Below are 14,670 nucleotides of genomic sequence, written 5' to 3'. Positions count from 1 at the left end.
CACAGCCGATGGGGATGCGTCCGCACGTATACACATCCACCGGGTATGCATACGCGGGGTATGCATACCACCCTATCCAGCCCCGGAGACGGCGAAGAGCCCCGTCCAGCGCATGGACGGGGCTCTTGCCGTGGCGGACTGTCCGATCAGGGATCAGTGGTGGCCGTGGCCGCTCGTGATCTCCCGGTACTCCTCGGCCGTGGGCTTGGGGATCTGGTTCCCCTCGCCGTAGTAGCCCTTGCTGAGCTTGGCGCGGAGCTTCTCCGAGCGCTTGATCTTGCGCTTGACGCCGTTCTCGTCGACCTCCGGGCCGATCTCGGCCGGCTCGTACTGCTCGTGCGCGACGAGCTGGTAGCGGGCCTCCGGGTCGAGCGGCTCATGGACCTCGACGAACTCACCGTGCGGCAGGCGCTTGATGATGCCGGACTCACGTCCGTGCAGCACCTTCTCCTTGTCGCGGCGCTGGAGGCCGAGGCAGATCCGCTTGGTGACGACGAACGCCAGGACCGGCCCGACGAAGTACATGATCCGCACAAACCAGGTGATCGCGTTGATCGACAGATGGAAGTGCGTGGCGAAGATGTCGTTTCCGCCGCCGATCAGCATCAGGACGTACGCGGTGATCCAGGCGACGCCCAGCGCGGTGCGGGTCGGCGCGTTGCGCGGGCGGTCCAGGATGTGGTGCTCGCGCTTGTCGCCGGTGATCCACGACTCGATGAACGGGTAGACCGCGATCGCGCCGAGCATCACACCGAAGATCACCAGCGGGATGAACACGCCCAGGACGAGCGTATGGCCCGCGATATTGATCTCCCAGCCGGGCATCACCCGGATCAGACCTTCGGCGAAGCCCATGTACCAGTCGGGCTGGGCGCCGGTGGACACCTGGTCCGGGCGGTACGGGCCGAGCGCCCACACCGGGTTGATCGTGAACATCGCCGCGATCATCGCGATCACGCCGAAGACCAGGAAGAAGAAGCCTCCCGCCTTGGCCATGTAGACCGGCAGCAGCGGCATGCCGACGACGTTCTTCTCGGTCTTGCCGGGACCGCCGAACTGCGTGTGCTTGTGGTAGAAGACCAGGATCAGGTGTGCCACCACAAGGCCGAGCATGATGCCCGGCAGCAGCAGGATGTGGATCGAGTAGAACCGGGCCACCATGTCGTGGCCGGGGAACTCCCCGCCGAACAGGAACATCGAGATGTACGTGCCGACGATCGGCGTCGACAGGATCGCGCCCTGGGTGAAGCGGACACCGGTGCCGGAGAGCAGGTCGTCCGGGAGCGAGTAGCCGGTGAAGCCGGTGAACATGCCGAGGACGAACAGCAGGAAGCCGAAGAGCCAGTTCAGCTCACGCGGCTTGCGGAACGCGCCGGTGAAGAAGACGCGCATCATGTGCACGAACATCGCGGCCAGGAAGATCAGCGCCGCCCAGTGGTGGATCTGCCGGATCAGCAGACCGCCGCGGACGTCGAAGCTGATGTCCAGGGTCGAGGCGTAGGCCTCGGTCATCCGGATGCCCTGCATCGGCACATACGAGCCGTGGTACTCGATCTCGTTCATGCTCGGGTGGAAGAACAGCGTCAGATACACACCCGTGAGGATGATGATGATGAAGCTGTAGAGGGCGACCTCGCCCAGCATGAAGGACCAGTGGTCCGGGAAGATCTTCCGCATATTGGCCTTGGCCAGGGAGTAGATCCCCAGTCGGCCGTCCGCCCAGTCGGCGACCCGCTCGCCCGCGGGTGCCTTGCGGTTCTTTGCTTCGGTCGCAGTCGCAGTACTCATCCGCGCTCCCAGAAGGCAGGACCGACGGGCTCTTCGAAGTCGCCGAGCGCCTCGAGATAACCCTCGTCATTGACGCCGATCCGCAGCTGCGGAAGGGCGTGCCCGGCCGGGCCGAAGATGACACGGGCGCCGTCGGCGAGGTCGAAGGTGGACTGGTGGCACGGGCACAGCACATGGTGCGTCTGCTGCTCGTACAGGCTGATCGGGCAGCCGACATGGGTGCAGATCTTCGAGTAGGCCACGATGCCCTCGTGGGACCACTCCAGCTCCTGCTTGTCCTTGATGTCGCCGGGCTGGAGCCGGACGATCATCAGGGCGGCCTTGGCGATCTCGGTGTTGAAGTTGTGGTCGCTCTCTTCCAGGCCCTCGGGGATCGCGAAGGTCAGCGATCCCACCGCGACGTCCCCGGGACGCAGCGGCTCATTGGTGTTCTGGTTGATGAGCATCTTGCCCCGGGCCCACAGCGTGTGGCGGAGCTTGTCCTCGGGCAGCGGACCCAGTTCGCGCAGCAGCACCACACCGGAGAGCGGCACCATGGCCAGCGCGCCGAACATGGTGTTGCGGATCAGCTTGCGGCGGCCCAGCTGGGACTCCGCGGCGCCGGCCCGGAAGTCCTCCATGACCTTGGCCTTGACCTCGGGGGTCGCCTCGATCGGGTGGCGCTCCTGGGCGGTCTCCACATCCGACATCAGGGTGCGGGCCCAGTGGACCGCGCCCGCGCCGATGCAGAACAGGGCGAGCCCGAGGGTCATGCCGAGCGAGAAGTTCAGCGAGCTGATGTGCCCGAACGGCCAGATGTAGACGATGTGGTCGACCGGGAAGATCACGAACGACGCGATAAAGCCGATCGTGGACAGCATCGAGACCGTGAACAGCAGCGCGACCGTGCGCTCGGAGCGCTTGGCGGCCCGCTCGTCGATGTCCTGGACACGCGGCTTGTGCGCCGGCAGCCCGGGGTCGGCGAACGGATCCTCGGCGACCTTCACCGCGCCATGGGCGGCTTCGCCCTGCCCTGACGGCAGGTTCTCTTCTGGAATCTCTTGGGTACTCATGACTTCTTGGCCTTAGCGGTGTGGGCCGCAACCCAGACGGCGACTGCGACGAGCGAGCCGAGACCGAAGATCCAGCCGAACAGGCCCTCGCTGACCGGGCCGAGCCCGCCCAGACCGAAGCCGCCGGGGGTCGGGGTCTCATCGCCGTTGACAGCCTCGATGTACGCGATGATGTCCCGCTTCTCCTGCTCGGGCATCGTCGCGTCGGGGAAGGACGGCATGTTCTGCGGGCCGGTCTGCATGGCCTCGTAGATGTGCTTGGAGCTGACGCCCTCAAGGCTCGGGGCGAACTTGCCGTTCGTCAGCGCGCCGCCCTCACCGGTGAAGTTGTGGCACTGGGCGCAGTTGGTGCGGAACAGCTCACCGCCCTTGGCGATGTCCGCCCCGGCGGGGTCGTACTGCTCCTTGGTGGGCGTGATCGGACCGGCGCCGAGCGAGGCGACGTACGCCGCGAGCTGGTCGATCTCGGCCTGCGAGTAGACCTTCGGCTTCTTCGGGACCTGCGCGCCCGGCTGCATGGCCGGCATCCGGCCGGTGCCGACCTGGAAGTCGACTGCCGCGGAGCCCACGCCGACCAGACTGGGACCGTCAGTGGTGCCCTGACCGCCGGTTCCGTGGCAGCTGGCGCAGCCGACGGTGTAGAGCTTCTTGCCCTCCTCGATGGCGAGGGACTGGGCGGTTTCTTCAGCCTGCGCCTTGTCCGCGGGCGCGAACGCGGCATACAGCCCCCCAGTGGCCGCCAGCGCGAGGAGTAGGACGACGACCGCCGCCAGCGGGTGGCGTCGTCGTGCGGAGAGCTTTTTCACGGATTACCCCGGTGTCAGGATCTTCTGCGTCGGTGCTTCTGGACTGTGCGGCGGCGGTCAGGGCCCGGCACGTGCGGCGGTCACGCCGCGGCCGGCCGCTGGCCGCGGCCGGTTACTTGATCATGTAGATCGTGGCGAAGAGGCCGATCCAGACGACATCGACGAAGTGCCAGTAGTAGGACACGACGATGGCGGCGGTTGCCTGCTCGTGGGTGAACCTCCTGGCCGCGTACGTACGGCCGAGGACCAGCAGGAAGGCGATGAGTCCGCCCGTCACATGCAGGCCGTGGAAGCCGGTGGTCAGGTAGAAGACCGAGCCGTACGGATCGGACGAGAGCGACAGGCCCTCGTGCTTGACCAGCTCGGTGTACTCGTACACCTGCCCGCCGATGAAGATCGCACCCATCACGAACGTGATCACGAACCAGGTGCGCAGCTTCTTCACATCACCGCGCTCGGCGGCGAACACGCCGAGCTGGCAGGTGAGAGAGGAGAGCACCAGGATCGTGGTGTTGGTCGCGGAGAACGGGAAGTTCAGGGCCGAGGCCTGTTCCGCCCAGTACTCCGCGCCCATCACCGATCGCAGGGTGAAGTACATCGCGAAGAGGGCCGCGAAGAACATCAGCTCGGAACTCAGCCAGATGATGGTTCCGACGCTGGTGAGGTTCGGCCGATTGACCGACGGGTGCGCGTGCCCGGTATCTACTGTCGTTGCTGTCGCCACGACCGACATTATGTCGGTCGCTTATCCCGCCCTCACTCCGGGGGGTGCCGTTCGGTGTGTCCGTGCGCTGTGTCCAGCCCGAACGGCCCATCCGGGCGCTGGGGCGACCCGCTCGAAGCACTGTCCGAACCAGTGTTGACAAGCTGTCGGACGGAGTAGCATCCGCCGCATCGGTCCCTTGGGCACCGCCGCCGATGTACGACGACGAACTCGGAGGAACAATGCAGTCGAGCGCCACCGTGCTGGTCTACAGCGACGACGCGAACACCCGCGCGCAGGTGCGGCTGGCGGCGGGCCGCAGGCCGGCCGCCGACGTTCCCCCGGTCGACTTCGTCGAGTGCGCGACCCTGCCCGCGGTGCTCAAGGCCCTGCAGGGCGGGGGCGTGGACGTCTGCGTCCTGGACGGGGAGACGGTGCCGGCGGGCGGCATGGGGGTGTGCCGGCAGATCAAGGACGAGATCTTCGACTGCCCGCCCGTGCTGCTGCTGATCGGCCGCCCCCAGGACGCCTGGCTGGCCTCCTGGAGCCGCGCGGACGCCGCGGTGACGCTGCCGGTGGAGCCGGTGGAGTTCGCCGACTCACTGGCCGCGCTGCTGCGCAGCAGACTCTCCGTGGAGGCGTAGAGGCCTGCTCACACCCGTTGCCTCACCCCATGGGCGAGTGAGCCGAAGGGGTGCGCGGGTGTCGAAAGGGAGATCACGCGCAGGTCGTGAGGAACGAGGGACCGAGCATGATCGACCGTCGACAGACGCTAAGGCGCCCCGGAGGCGAAGGAGCCACAAGAATCACAGCGCCTGGGGGCGCAGGCGGGCCGTGTCGACGGGGCTGGCTCCGTCGCGGGTGCCGCCGATCAGGGCGCTGCCCTTGCGCCACTTGTCCCAGGGCATGTTCCAGTCGCCGAAGCCATTGCCGAACGTGGGCATCTTCTCGCCGTAGCTGTTGACGACCGTGACCAGATCGCCCGGCCGCACGTTCTCGTAGAACCAGGCGGCGTTGCCCGTGGACATGCCCACACAGCCGTGGCTGACGTTGGCGTACCCGTGCGAGCCCGCGGACCAGGGCGCGGCGTGCACATACTCACCGCTCCAGGTGACCCGGGTCGCGTAGTAGACGGGCAGGTCGTAGAACTCACTGCCGCCGATGCCGACGGTCGAGCTGCGCATTCGTACGAAGTACTGCTTCTCCAGCACCACTTTGGTTCCGTTACGGGTGGAGAAGCCCGGTTTGCCGGTGGTCACCGGAATGGTGTTGATCACTTTTCCGTTGCGCTTGACCGTCATGCTGTGTGCGGAGGCGTCGGTGATGGCCTCGACGCGGTCCCCGATCGTGAGCTCCACCGGCTTGGACGCCTTGCCGTAGAGCTTGTCGGCGACCTTGACGCCCTGGAGGTTGCTGACCGCGCGGACCTTTGCGCCGCTGGGCCAGTAGTCCTTGGGGCGGTAGTGCAGGGTCTTGTCGTCCACCCAGTGCCAGGCGCCGGTCACACGCGGCGTGGACTCGACCTTCAGCGCACGCTCGACGACGGTCCTGGCCTTCTTGTCCTTCACCGGGCGGTTGAGTTCCGCCGTGATGGGCTGGCCGACGCCGTACGTGCCCGACTCCGGGCCGAATTCGACGGTGAGGTGGCGTTTGGCCGGGGACGTCTCGAAGGTGAGCGTCCTGAGGCCTGGAGCGCCGTCCTCGTCCTCTGTGGAGACCCGCACGGTGTACTTGACTCCGGCGCCGAGCGCGGCGGTGGAGCGCCAGCGTGTGCCGTCCGCGGAGAGCTCTCCGGCGAGGAAGTGGCCCTTGTCGTCGATGGCGGTGACATCGGTGATGCGTCCGTCGCCGCCCTTGGCGGTGACTTCCAGCGGCCGGTCGGGGTCCACCTTGGCGCCGTCGTCCTCGGCGTTGAAGGCGACCTGGTGCGCCGCGTCGTAGGGCTGGGCGGACAGCGGGTGGCCGTCAGGGCCGCTGCACGCCGTCGCGACCGCCCCGAAGGTCACGACCAGCAGCGTGCAGCTGACAACGGTCCGGATGTGCGGCGTGCGATTCATAGATCACACAGTATGAAGAATCGTCCACCAGGGCGCGTCAGGCGACCGCAAACGAGGGACCCGGCTCCTCCACCGGAGTGAAGGAGCCGGGCCCGTTCGTATGCCGTATTGACTTGCTGCCGTACTGCCGTGCTGCCGCGTTGCGGCCGGGCTCAGCCGGACTTACTGGTTCTGGTTCTCTCCGCGGTAGTACTCGAAGACCCAGCCCCAGACGCCGACGAGGATCAGCGGCAGCGAGAAGTACAGCAGCCACCAGCCGATCGCGACGGCGAGGAAGGCGAGCGCGCCGCCGATGGCCAGCGACAGCGGCTGCCAGCTGTGCGGGGAGAAGAAGCCCACCTCGCCGGCTTCGTCCGCGACATCGGCTTCCTTGTTGTCCTGGGCCAGGTCGTCCACGCGCCGGGCCGTGAAGGCCAGGTAGTAGCCGATCATGATGGCCAGGCCGAAGGACAGGAAGAGCGCCGTGGTGCCGACCGGCTCCTTCGCCCACACGCCATAGACGATCGCCATGGCGAGGATGAAGACGCTCAGCCAGATGAACATCTTGCCCTGGATCTTCACTTGCCGGCCTCCTTCTCACCCGCGAGGGCCTTGTCGCCGTGCGCGCGGTTCTCGAGCTGGTCGAGCGCGGCGATCTCCGGGTGGTGCAGGTCGAACGCCGGGGATTCCGAGCGAATGCGCGGCAGGGTGAGGAAGTTATGCCGCGGCGGCGGGCACGAAGTCGCCCATTCGAGCGAACGGCCATAGCCCCACGGGTCGTCGACCTCGACCTTCTTGCCGTACTTGGCGGTCTTCCAGACGTTGTAGAAGAACGGCAGGATCGACAGGCCGAGCAGGAACGAGCTGATCGTGGAGATGGTGTTCAGCGCGGTGAAGCCGTCGGCGTCCAGATAGTCGGCGTACCGGCGCGGCATGCCCTCGGCGCCGAGCCAGTGCTGCACCAGGAACGTGCCGTGGAAGCCGATGAACAGCGTCCAGAAGGTGATCTTTCCAAGCCGCTCGTCCAGCAGCTTGCCGGTGAACTTCGGCCACCAGAAGTGGAATCCGGCGAACATCGCGAAGACCACGGTGCCGAAGACGACGTAGTGGAAGTGCGCGACGACGAAGTACGAGTCCGAGACATGGAAGTCCATCGGCGGCGAGGCCAGGATGACACCGGTCAGACCGCCGAAGGTGAAGGTGATCAGGAAGCCGATCGTCCAGAGCATCGGCGTCTCGAAGGACAGCGACCCCTTCCACATGGTGCCGATCCAGTTGAAGAACTTCACACCGGTGGGCACCGCGATCAGGAAGGTCATAAAGGAGAAGAACGGCAACAGCACGCCGCCTGTGACGTACATGTGGTGGGCCCACACGGTCACGGACAGACCGGCGATCGCGATGGTCGCGGCGATCAGACCGATGTAACCGAACATCGGCTTACGGCTGAAGACCGGGATGATCTCCGAGACGATGCCGAAGAACGGCAGCGCGATGATGTACACCTCTGGGTGGCCGAAGAACCAGAAGAGGTGCTGCCACAGCAGCGCGCCGCCATTGGACGCGTCGAAGACATGGGCGCCGAACTTGCGGTCCGCCTCCAGCGCGAAGAGCGCGGCGGCCAGCACCGGGAAGGCGAGCAGGACCAGCACACCGGTCAGCAGCACATTCCAGGTGAAGATCGGCATCCGGAACATCGTCATGCCCGGAGCGCGCATGCAGATGATCGTGGTGATGAAGTTGACCGAGCCGAGGATCGTGCCGAACCCGGAGAAGGCCAGACCCATGATCCACATATCGGCGCCGATGCCCGGCGAGCGGACCGCGTCCGACAGCGGGGAGTAGGCGAACCAGCCGAAGTCGGCGGCGCCCTGCGGGGTCAGGAAGCCGGCCACCGCGATCAGCGAGCCGAACAGGTAGAGCCAGTAGGCGAACATGTTCAGCCGCGGGAACGCCACATCGGGCGCGCCGATCTGCAGCGGCATGATCCAGTTCGCGAATCCGGCGAAGAGCGGCGTCGCGAACATCAGCAGCATGATCGTGCCGTGCATCGTGAACGCCTGGTTGAACTGCTCGTTCGACATGATCTGCGTACCCGGGCGGGCAAGCTCGGCGCGCATGAAGAGCGCCATCAAGCCGCCGATGCAGAAGAAGGCAAACGAGGTGACCAGGTAGAGCGTGCCGATGGTCTTGTGGTCGGTGGTGGTCAGCCACTTCACCACCACATTGCCCGGCTGCTTGCGCCGTACCGGCAGCTCGTTCTCGTAAGAGTCCTCAGCCGCGGCGGCACCCTGAGGTTCGTTGAGGATGCTCACAGTTGGTTCTTCTCCGCATTCCTGGCCGGGTCCGTCTGCTCGATGCCCGACGGGATGAAGCCGGTCTGCCCCTTCTCCGCCAGCTCCTTCAGGTGCTGCTGGTAGCGCTCAGGGGAGACCACCTTGACGTTGAAGAGCATCCGGGAGTGGTCGACGCCGCAGAGTTCGGCGCACTTGCCCAGGAAGGTGCCCTCCTCGGTGGCGGTCACCTCGAAGACATTGGTGTGACCGGGGATGACGTCCTGCTTGAAGAGGAAGGGGACGACCCAGAAGGAGTGGATGACGTCACGGGAGGTCAGGATGAAGCGGACCTTCTCGCCCTTCGGCAGCCACAGCGTCGGGCCGGGGTTGCCCGTCTGCGGGTTCCGGGTGCCGGGGATGCCGGCGTCGTACACGCCCTCGGCGCCCGCCGGGAAGTCATTGGTGTACCTGTCCGGGATCGCGTTCAGGTTCTTGTCGGCCGCGGCGTCGCCGGTGGCCGGGTTCCCGTCCACGTCCTCGAGGTAGTTGAAGCCCCAGCTCCACTGGTAGCCGACCACGTTGATGGTGTGGGCGGGCTTGTCGGAGAGGGCGAGGAGCTTCGACTCATCGCGTGCGGTGAAGTAGAAAAGCACCGAGACGATGATCAGCGGGACCACGGTGTACAGGGCCTCGATGGGCATGTTGTACCGGGTCTGCGGGGGAACCTCGACCTTGGTGCGGCTGCGCCGGTGGAAGATGACACTCCACAGGATCAGACCCCATACCAGCACGCCCACGGCGAGCGCGGCCGCCCAGGAGCCCTGCCAGAGGGAGAGGATCCGAGGAGCCTCCTCCGTGACCGGGGTGGGCATACCGAGGCGGGGGAAGTCCTCCCAGTTGTACGAGCAACCGGAGGCGGTAGCCAGGATCAGGCCCGCAGTCAGCACCTGCGGCAGTTTCCGCCGCACCGGGCGCCGCGACATGGAGGTACCGCCCCCGCCCTGCGGGCGGTGGGGGAGGTCGGAGCCGTTGGGACTCACGTAGCGCCTTCCCGAGAGTCTCGCCCGCGCGGCCGGCCGCGGCCGTCTCGCTGGTCGGTCGCCGGCCCTGACGCGGGCAGGGGTTTGGATGTTTATGCGGACCAAACCCTACTGGACGCTATTTGGGGTCGCGCGGGGAGGGTGCCCAACGCGCCGTCCGACACCCCCAAGGGGTGGACGGACCTGTTCCGGCCTGCGTTCTGACGCCTTCTCCAGCCGCTGCCAGGCCGCTGCCCGCCGCTTCTCCGGCCGCTGCGGAGCCGCGGTTCCGCCGCTGCCCGGCCGCTGGTTCCTCCGTGCAGCCGCCGCGGAGTTAGCGTGGCAGCGTGCCCTACTTTGACGCCGCGTCCTCCGCACCGCTGCACCCCGTCGCCCGCCAGGCCCTGCAGGCGGCCCTCGACGAGGGGTGGGCCGACCCCGCCCGCCTCTACCGCGAGGGGCGGCGCGCCCGGATGCTGCTGGACGCGGCCCGGGAGACCGCCGCGGAGGCGGTCGGCTGCCGTCCGGACGAACTGGTCTTCACCCCTTCGGGGACGTACGCGGTTCACTCGGCGGTGTCCGGCGCGGCGGCCGGGCGGCGGCGCACCGGAAACCACCTGGTCGTGTCGGCGGTCGAGCATTCGTCCGTACTCCACGCGGCCGAGGCGGTCGGCGGCGAGGTGACGGAAGTCGCCGTGGACCGCACGGGCGCGGTGGACGCGGAGGCGTTCGCGGCGGCCCTGCGCGCCGACACCGCCCTGGCGTGTCTGCAGTCCGCCAACCACGAGGTCGGCACCGAACAGCCGGTGGCCGAGGTCGCGCAGGTCTGCCGGGAGGCGGGCGTGCCGCTGCTGGTCGACGGGGCGCAGTCGCTGGGCTGGGGATCGGTGGCGGGCGACTGGTCGCTGCTGGCCGCGAGCGCCCACAAATGGGGCGGACCGGCGGGGGTGGGCCTGCTCGCCGTCCGCAAAGGTGTCCGTTTCGCCCCGCAACATCCCGCCGATGAGCGGGAGTCGGGGCGAGCGCCCGGCTTTGAGAACCTCCCGGCGATCGTGGCCGCGGCGGCCTCACTGCGGGCGGTACGGGCGGAGGCTGACGCCGAGGCGGCACGGCTGCGGGCCCTGGTGGACCGGATCCGCGCCCGGGTGCCGGAGCTGGTGCCCGATGTGGAGGTGGTCGGCGACCCGGTGCGCCGGCTCCCCCATCTGGTCACCTTCTCCTGTCTCTATGTCGACGGAGAGACACTGCTGCATGAGCTGGACCGGAAGGGCTTCTCCGTTTCGTCCGGTTCGTCGTGTACGAGCTCCACGCTGACGCCGAGCCATGTGCTGCGGGCGATGGGGGTGCTTTCGGAGGGCAATGTCCGCGTCTCCCTGCCGCGGGGCGCCGAAGAGACGGACGTGGACGCCTTCTTGGCCACCCTCCCCGACGTGGTCGCCGCGACCCGCGCCCGCCTGGCCGCCCCGGTCGCCTCCGTGCCGCGCCCCGAGGAGTCTTCCTCGATCCTGGTGGACGCCCTCGGCAAGCGCTGCCCGATCCCCGTCATCGAACTGGCCAAGGTCATCGGCGACGTCCCCGTGGGCGGCACGGTCACAGTCCTCTCGGACGACGAGGCGGCACGGCTGGACATTCCCGCGTGGTGCGAGATGCGGGGGCAGGAGTATGTGGGCGAGCGGGGGGTGGAGGGGGGCGTGGCGTATACGGTGCGGCGGGTGGCGTGACGTTTCCCCTCCCCTCCCCCCACGCCCCTAGGGCGTAGGGGGAGGGGAGGGGGAAAGGCCCGCCGTTACGCCAGCTGCGCGCGGACCTCCGCCGCCGCCTCGTCCCCGTACGCCTTCGTAAAGCGGTCCATGAAGTTCGCCCGCCGCAGCGTGTACTCCTGCGTCCCCACCGTCTCGATGACCAGCGTCGCCAGCATGCAGCCCACCTGCGCCGCCCGCTCCAGGCCGACGCCCCACGACAGCCCGGAGAGGAATCCGGCGCGGAAGGCGTCGCCGACGCCCGTGGGGTCGGCCTTGGACTCCTCCTCCGGGCAGCCGACCTCGATCGGGTCGTCCCCGGAGCGCTCGATGCGTACGCCGCGCGCGCCCAGCGTGGTGACCCGGCAGCCGACCTTGCCGAGGATCTCCTCGTCCGTCCAGCCGGTCTTGGACTCGATGAGCCCCTTCTCGTACTCGTTCGAGAAGAGATACGCCGCGCCGTCCAGCAGCGTGCGGATCTCGTCGCCGCCCATACGGGCGATCTGCTGGGAGAAGTCCGCCGCGAAGGGGATTCCGCGCGTCTTGCACTCCTCGGTGTGGCGCAGCATCGCCTCGGGGTCGTCCGCGCCGATCAGCACCAGGTCCAGCCCGCCGACCCGGTCGGCGACGGACTTCAGCTCGATCAGGCGCGCCTCGCTCATCGCGCCCGTGTAGAAGGAGCCGATCTGGTTGTGGTCGGCGTCGGTGGTGCAGACGAAGCGGGCGGTGTGCAGCACCTCGGAGATCCGGACGGACGAGGTGTCCACGCCGTTGCGGTCCAGCCACGCGCGGTACTCGGCGAAGTCGGAGCCCGCCGCGCCGACGAGGATCGGCCGGGCGCCGAGCTGGCCCATGCCGAAGCAGATGTTCGCGCCGACGCCGCCCCGCCGTACGTCGAGGTTGTCGACCAGGAAGGAGAGGGAGACCGTGTGGAGCTGGTCCGCGACCAGCTGGTCGGAGAAGCGACCGGGGAAAGTCATGAGGTGGTCGGTGGCGATGGAGCCGGTGACTGCGATTCGCACGGCGAGGCGCTCCTGGTGAGGGACGACTGTGACAGTTCACGCTACCCGTTTTCCCGGCCGTCCCTGAATGGCGGAAACTACCCGATAGTAGGTCTATTGTCGTGGGCTTAAGCGGTGCGTACCGTGCGGTTATGACGAAGCACTCCACCCCCCGTGAGTCGCGAGAGTTCGAGATGAGCCTGGCTGAGCTGCGCGGCGACTGCGTCCGTATGGCCCCGCACTGGGCGGTGCCCGCCGCCGAGGCGCCCGCGCCCGTCTCCCCGTCCCTCATTCACGGTGTGGTCGTTCCGCCCGCCTCGGCGCGGCTGATCGACGCGATGTCGGACTACGGCGACTGAGGCACCCACCCCGCCGTACGAGCCTGGGCCGGACAGCTTGACGACGGCCTCTGGTTGACGACGCCCTCAGGCCGCTTTACGGCGACCGGGTGAGGTCGCGCCGCCGCACGAGGGCGCGCGGCGGCGCATTCGAGGGAACCGCGCGCTCCCCCGCTCCGTCCCATCCCTGCTCCCCGGGAAATGCAGTGCAGGGGCCTGTGGGAGTCAAGGGGACTTGCGACAAAGGAGCGATGCGGTGAGCAGCACGGAGAACTCGCACGACAGCCCCCGAAGCCGGCGCTCTGCGGCAGTCGTCGTCTCGGTCGCGGCTGCGGTGCTGGTCGCGGGCGGCGGAGCGTATCTCGCGACATCGGCGTTCGGGGGCGGCGACTCGGGCCGGGAGACCGCCGCGGACGACCCCGGGAACGGCGCGCGCCCGCCGGTGCTCGCGCTGGAGGGCGCGGGCGACGGACCGGCCGACCGACCGGCCGACGGCGCGGCCGGGATCGCTCCGGGCGAGCCCGATCCGTCCGGCGGGGTCGTCTACCGGGCCAAGGGCTCGCTGCCGAAGGGTCCGGACAGCGCGGCCGTACACCGTGCGCAGGGGACGGTGACCGAGGCCGAGGTGACACGGCTGGCGGAGGCGCTCGGTCTGTCGGGCACGCCGCGGCTCCAGGGCACGGTGTGGAAGGTCGGCGGGGACAAGGACGGCGACGGTCCGCTGCTCCAGGTCAACAAGGAGGCCCCCGGCACCTGGACGTACGGCCTTTTCGGGGCCGCGCCGGGCAGCGACAACTGTGTGAAGGGCAAGACGACCTGCCCCTCGGACGGCCACGGAGGCGCGCGCCTGCCCGCCAACCCTGGCTCCCCCTCCGACCCCGCAGTCCCCTCCGACCCCGGTACACCGGTGAGCGAACAGGCCGCGAAGCAGGCGGCGGCCCCCGTGCTCAAGGCACTCGGCCAGGACGACGCCAAGCTGGACGCGCGCCAGCTCATGGGCGCGGTACGGGTGGTGAACGCCGATCCCGTGGTCGGCGGGCTCCCTACGTACGGCTGGTCCACGGGCGTCCAGGTCGGCCCTGACGGCCGGGTGACGGGCGGCAGCGGGCAGCTCAAGGAGCCGCGCAGGAGCGACTCATACCCGGTGGTCCCCGCGGAGGAGGCGCTGAAGCGGCTGAACGAGGGGGCGAGCCGGGGCCCGATCGGCATCGGGGGCTGTGCGACGCCGGTGCCGGTGCAGGAAGGCGAGGAAGGCGAGGCCAAGACAGGGGAAGCGGAGCCCGTGGCCCCCTGCGAGCCGGACCCGTCGCGATCGACGGAGGTCGTACTGATCGACCAGGCAGTCTTCGGGCTGGCCGCCCGCTATGTGGACGGGCGGCAGGCCCTGGTGCCGTCCTGGCTGTTCGAGGTGGAGGCCGAGGGCCCGACCGGTTCGTTCACGATCACGCATCCGGCGGTGGCCGCGGAGTATCTGAAGGAGCCCGGTCCGCCCAAGGACAAGGGCGGGACGCCGCCGGTGTCGGACCGGCGGGTGCTGGCGTACAGCGCGGACGGCGACGGCGGCCGGGAGCTGACGGTGTGGTTCTGGGGCGGCGTGTGCAGCAGCTACGCCGCGGAGGCGGACGAGCGGGACGGCGAGGTCGCCGTGCGCATCGTCGAGTCGGTGCCGGACCCCGGCCGGGCGTGCATCGCACTGGCGAAGGAGCTGACGGCGACGGTGACGCTGGAGAAGCCGCTGGGCGAGCGGAAGGTCGTGGACGCGGAGTCGGAGGAGGTCGTCCCCGCGCACTGAGCCCCGCACGGCTGTTCTCCTGGCTTCAGCCGACCGTGCCGGTCCTCTCGGCAGGGCCGCCCGCCTGGGCGGCGCCCTGCCGAGTCATCCGTCACGCTGCATCGCATCGCGGGTCGCCGA

Annotated in this window: 13 protein-coding genes; 4 read left to right on the top strand and 9 right to left on the bottom strand. The window is 68.6% G+C overall.

Translation table 11 applies throughout. The features are described from left to right. Positions 1–153 precede the first annotated feature (153 nt). From OF819_RS00165 to OF819_RS00150, 4 genes are all read right to left on the bottom strand, one after another. Positions 154–1,788, bottom strand: coding sequence for a cytochrome b (locus OF819_RS00165; protein ID WP_267241172.1), 1,635 nt, complete (start codon positions 1,786–1,788; stop codon positions 154–156). Beyond that, positions 1,785–2,840, bottom strand: coding sequence for a ubiquinol-cytochrome c reductase iron-sulfur subunit (locus OF819_RS00160; protein WP_267241171.1), 1,056 nt, complete (start codon positions 2,838–2,840; stop codon positions 1,785–1,787). Before OF819_RS00160 ends, OF819_RS00165 begins: the two co-directional genes overlap by 4 nt. Then, on the bottom strand, positions 2,837–3,646 hold the full coding sequence (locus OF819_RS00155) for a c-type cytochrome (RefSeq protein ID WP_267241170.1): 810 nt from the start codon (positions 3,644–3,646) through the stop codon (positions 2,837–2,839). The genes OF819_RS00160 and OF819_RS00155 overlap by 4 nt, the downstream gene beginning before the upstream one ends. Before the next feature lie 112 nt (positions 3,647–3,758). Further along, entirely contained in the window at positions 3,759–4,379 is a 621-nt protein-coding gene (locus OF819_RS00150; RefSeq protein WP_267241169.1) for a cytochrome c oxidase subunit 3, read from the bottom strand. Between the two features lie 212 nt (positions 4,380–4,591). Here OF819_RS00150 and OF819_RS00145 point away from each other — a divergent pair, with 212 nt between their 5' ends. Then, a complete protein-coding gene (locus OF819_RS00145) occupies positions 4,592–4,993 on the top strand; it encodes a hypothetical protein (protein ID WP_267241168.1) in 402 nt (133 codons plus the stop codon). A gap of 162 nt (positions 4,994–5,155) precedes the next feature. Here the strand turns inward: OF819_RS00145 and OF819_RS00140 are convergent, their stop codons facing one another. The 4 genes from OF819_RS00140 to coxB form a co-directional block, all read right to left on the bottom strand. Further along, on the bottom strand, positions 5,156–6,406 hold the full coding sequence (locus OF819_RS00140) for a L,D-transpeptidase (RefSeq protein WP_267241167.1): 1,251 nt from the start codon (positions 6,404–6,406) through the stop codon (positions 5,156–5,158). Between the two features lie 162 nt (positions 6,407–6,568). Then, positions 6,569–6,967: a cytochrome c oxidase subunit 4 gene (locus OF819_RS00135; protein WP_267241166.1), complete on the bottom strand. Its 399-nt coding sequence runs from the start codon at positions 6,965–6,967 to the stop codon at positions 6,569–6,571. Beyond that, positions 6,964–8,700: a cytochrome c oxidase subunit I gene (gene ctaD, locus OF819_RS00130; protein ID WP_267241165.1), complete on the bottom strand. Its 1,737-nt coding sequence runs from the start codon at positions 8,698–8,700 to the stop codon at positions 6,964–6,966. The genes OF819_RS00135 and ctaD overlap by 4 nt, the downstream gene beginning before the upstream one ends. After that, entirely contained in the window at positions 8,697–9,701 is a 1,005-nt protein-coding gene (coxB, locus tag OF819_RS00125) for a cytochrome c oxidase subunit II (protein ID WP_416370436.1), read from the bottom strand. The genes ctaD and coxB overlap by 4 nt, the downstream gene beginning before the upstream one ends. A gap of 326 nt (positions 9,702–10,027) precedes the next feature. On the opposite strand from coxB, the gene OF819_RS00120 reads away from it, so the two are divergent. Further along, positions 10,028–11,401 (top strand): cysteine desulfurase/sulfurtransferase TusA family protein, encoded by a 1,374-nt coding sequence (locus tag OF819_RS00120; RefSeq protein ID WP_267241163.1) that lies wholly within the window; start codon positions 10,028–10,030, stop codon positions 11,399–11,401. Positions 11,402–11,466: 65 nt separating this feature from the next. Here the strand turns inward: OF819_RS00120 and OF819_RS00115 are convergent, their stop codons facing one another. Then, positions 11,467–12,441: a carbohydrate kinase family protein gene (locus tag OF819_RS00115; RefSeq protein ID WP_267241162.1), complete on the bottom strand. Its 975-nt coding sequence runs from the start codon at positions 12,439–12,441 to the stop codon at positions 11,467–11,469. Positions 12,442–12,572: 131 nt separating this feature from the next. Here OF819_RS00115 and OF819_RS00110 point away from each other — a divergent pair, with 131 nt between their 5' ends. Both OF819_RS00110 and OF819_RS00105 read left to right on the top strand, forming a co-directional pair. Then, a complete protein-coding gene (locus tag OF819_RS00110; RefSeq protein ID WP_267241161.1) occupies positions 12,573–12,779 on the top strand; it encodes a hypothetical protein in 207 nt (68 codons plus the stop codon). 235 nt (positions 12,780–13,014) lie between these two features. Further along, positions 13,015–14,550, top strand: coding sequence for a hypothetical protein (locus OF819_RS00105; protein WP_267241160.1), 1,536 nt, complete (start codon positions 13,015–13,017; stop codon positions 14,548–14,550). The last annotated feature ends 120 nt before the right edge of the window (positions 14,551–14,670 follow it).

Source organism: Streptomyces sp. PR69 (assembly GCF_026420845.1).
Taxonomy (GTDB): Bacteria; Actinomycetota; Actinomycetes; order Streptomycetales; family Streptomycetaceae; genus Streptomyces.
This window is presented reverse-complemented; position numbering and strand designations above follow the sequence as displayed.

Excerpts from the sequence above, each read along its gene's own strand:
- OF819_RS00145 (WP_267241168.1), top strand. The coding sequence starts at position 4,592 with ATGCAGTCGAGCGCCACCGTGCTGGTCTACAGCGACGACGCGAACACC.
- OF819_RS00150 (WP_267241169.1), bottom strand. The coding sequence starts at position 4,379 with ATGTCGGTCGTGGCGACAGCAACGACAGTAGATACCGGGCACGCGCAC.
- OF819_RS00110 (WP_267241161.1), top strand. The coding sequence starts at position 12,573 with ATGACGAAGCACTCCACCCCCCGTGAGTCGCGAGAGTTCGAGATGAGC.
- OF819_RS00165 (WP_267241172.1), bottom strand. The coding sequence starts at position 1,788 with ATGAGTACTGCGACTGCGACCGAAGCAAAGAACCGCAAGGCACCCGCG.
- OF819_RS00140 (WP_267241167.1), bottom strand. The coding sequence starts at position 6,406 with ATGAATCGCACGCCGCACATCCGGACCGTTGTCAGCTGCACGCTGCTG.
- OF819_RS00160 (WP_267241171.1), bottom strand. The coding sequence starts at position 2,840 with ATGAGTACCCAAGAGATTCCAGAAGAGAACCTGCCGTCAGGGCAGGGC.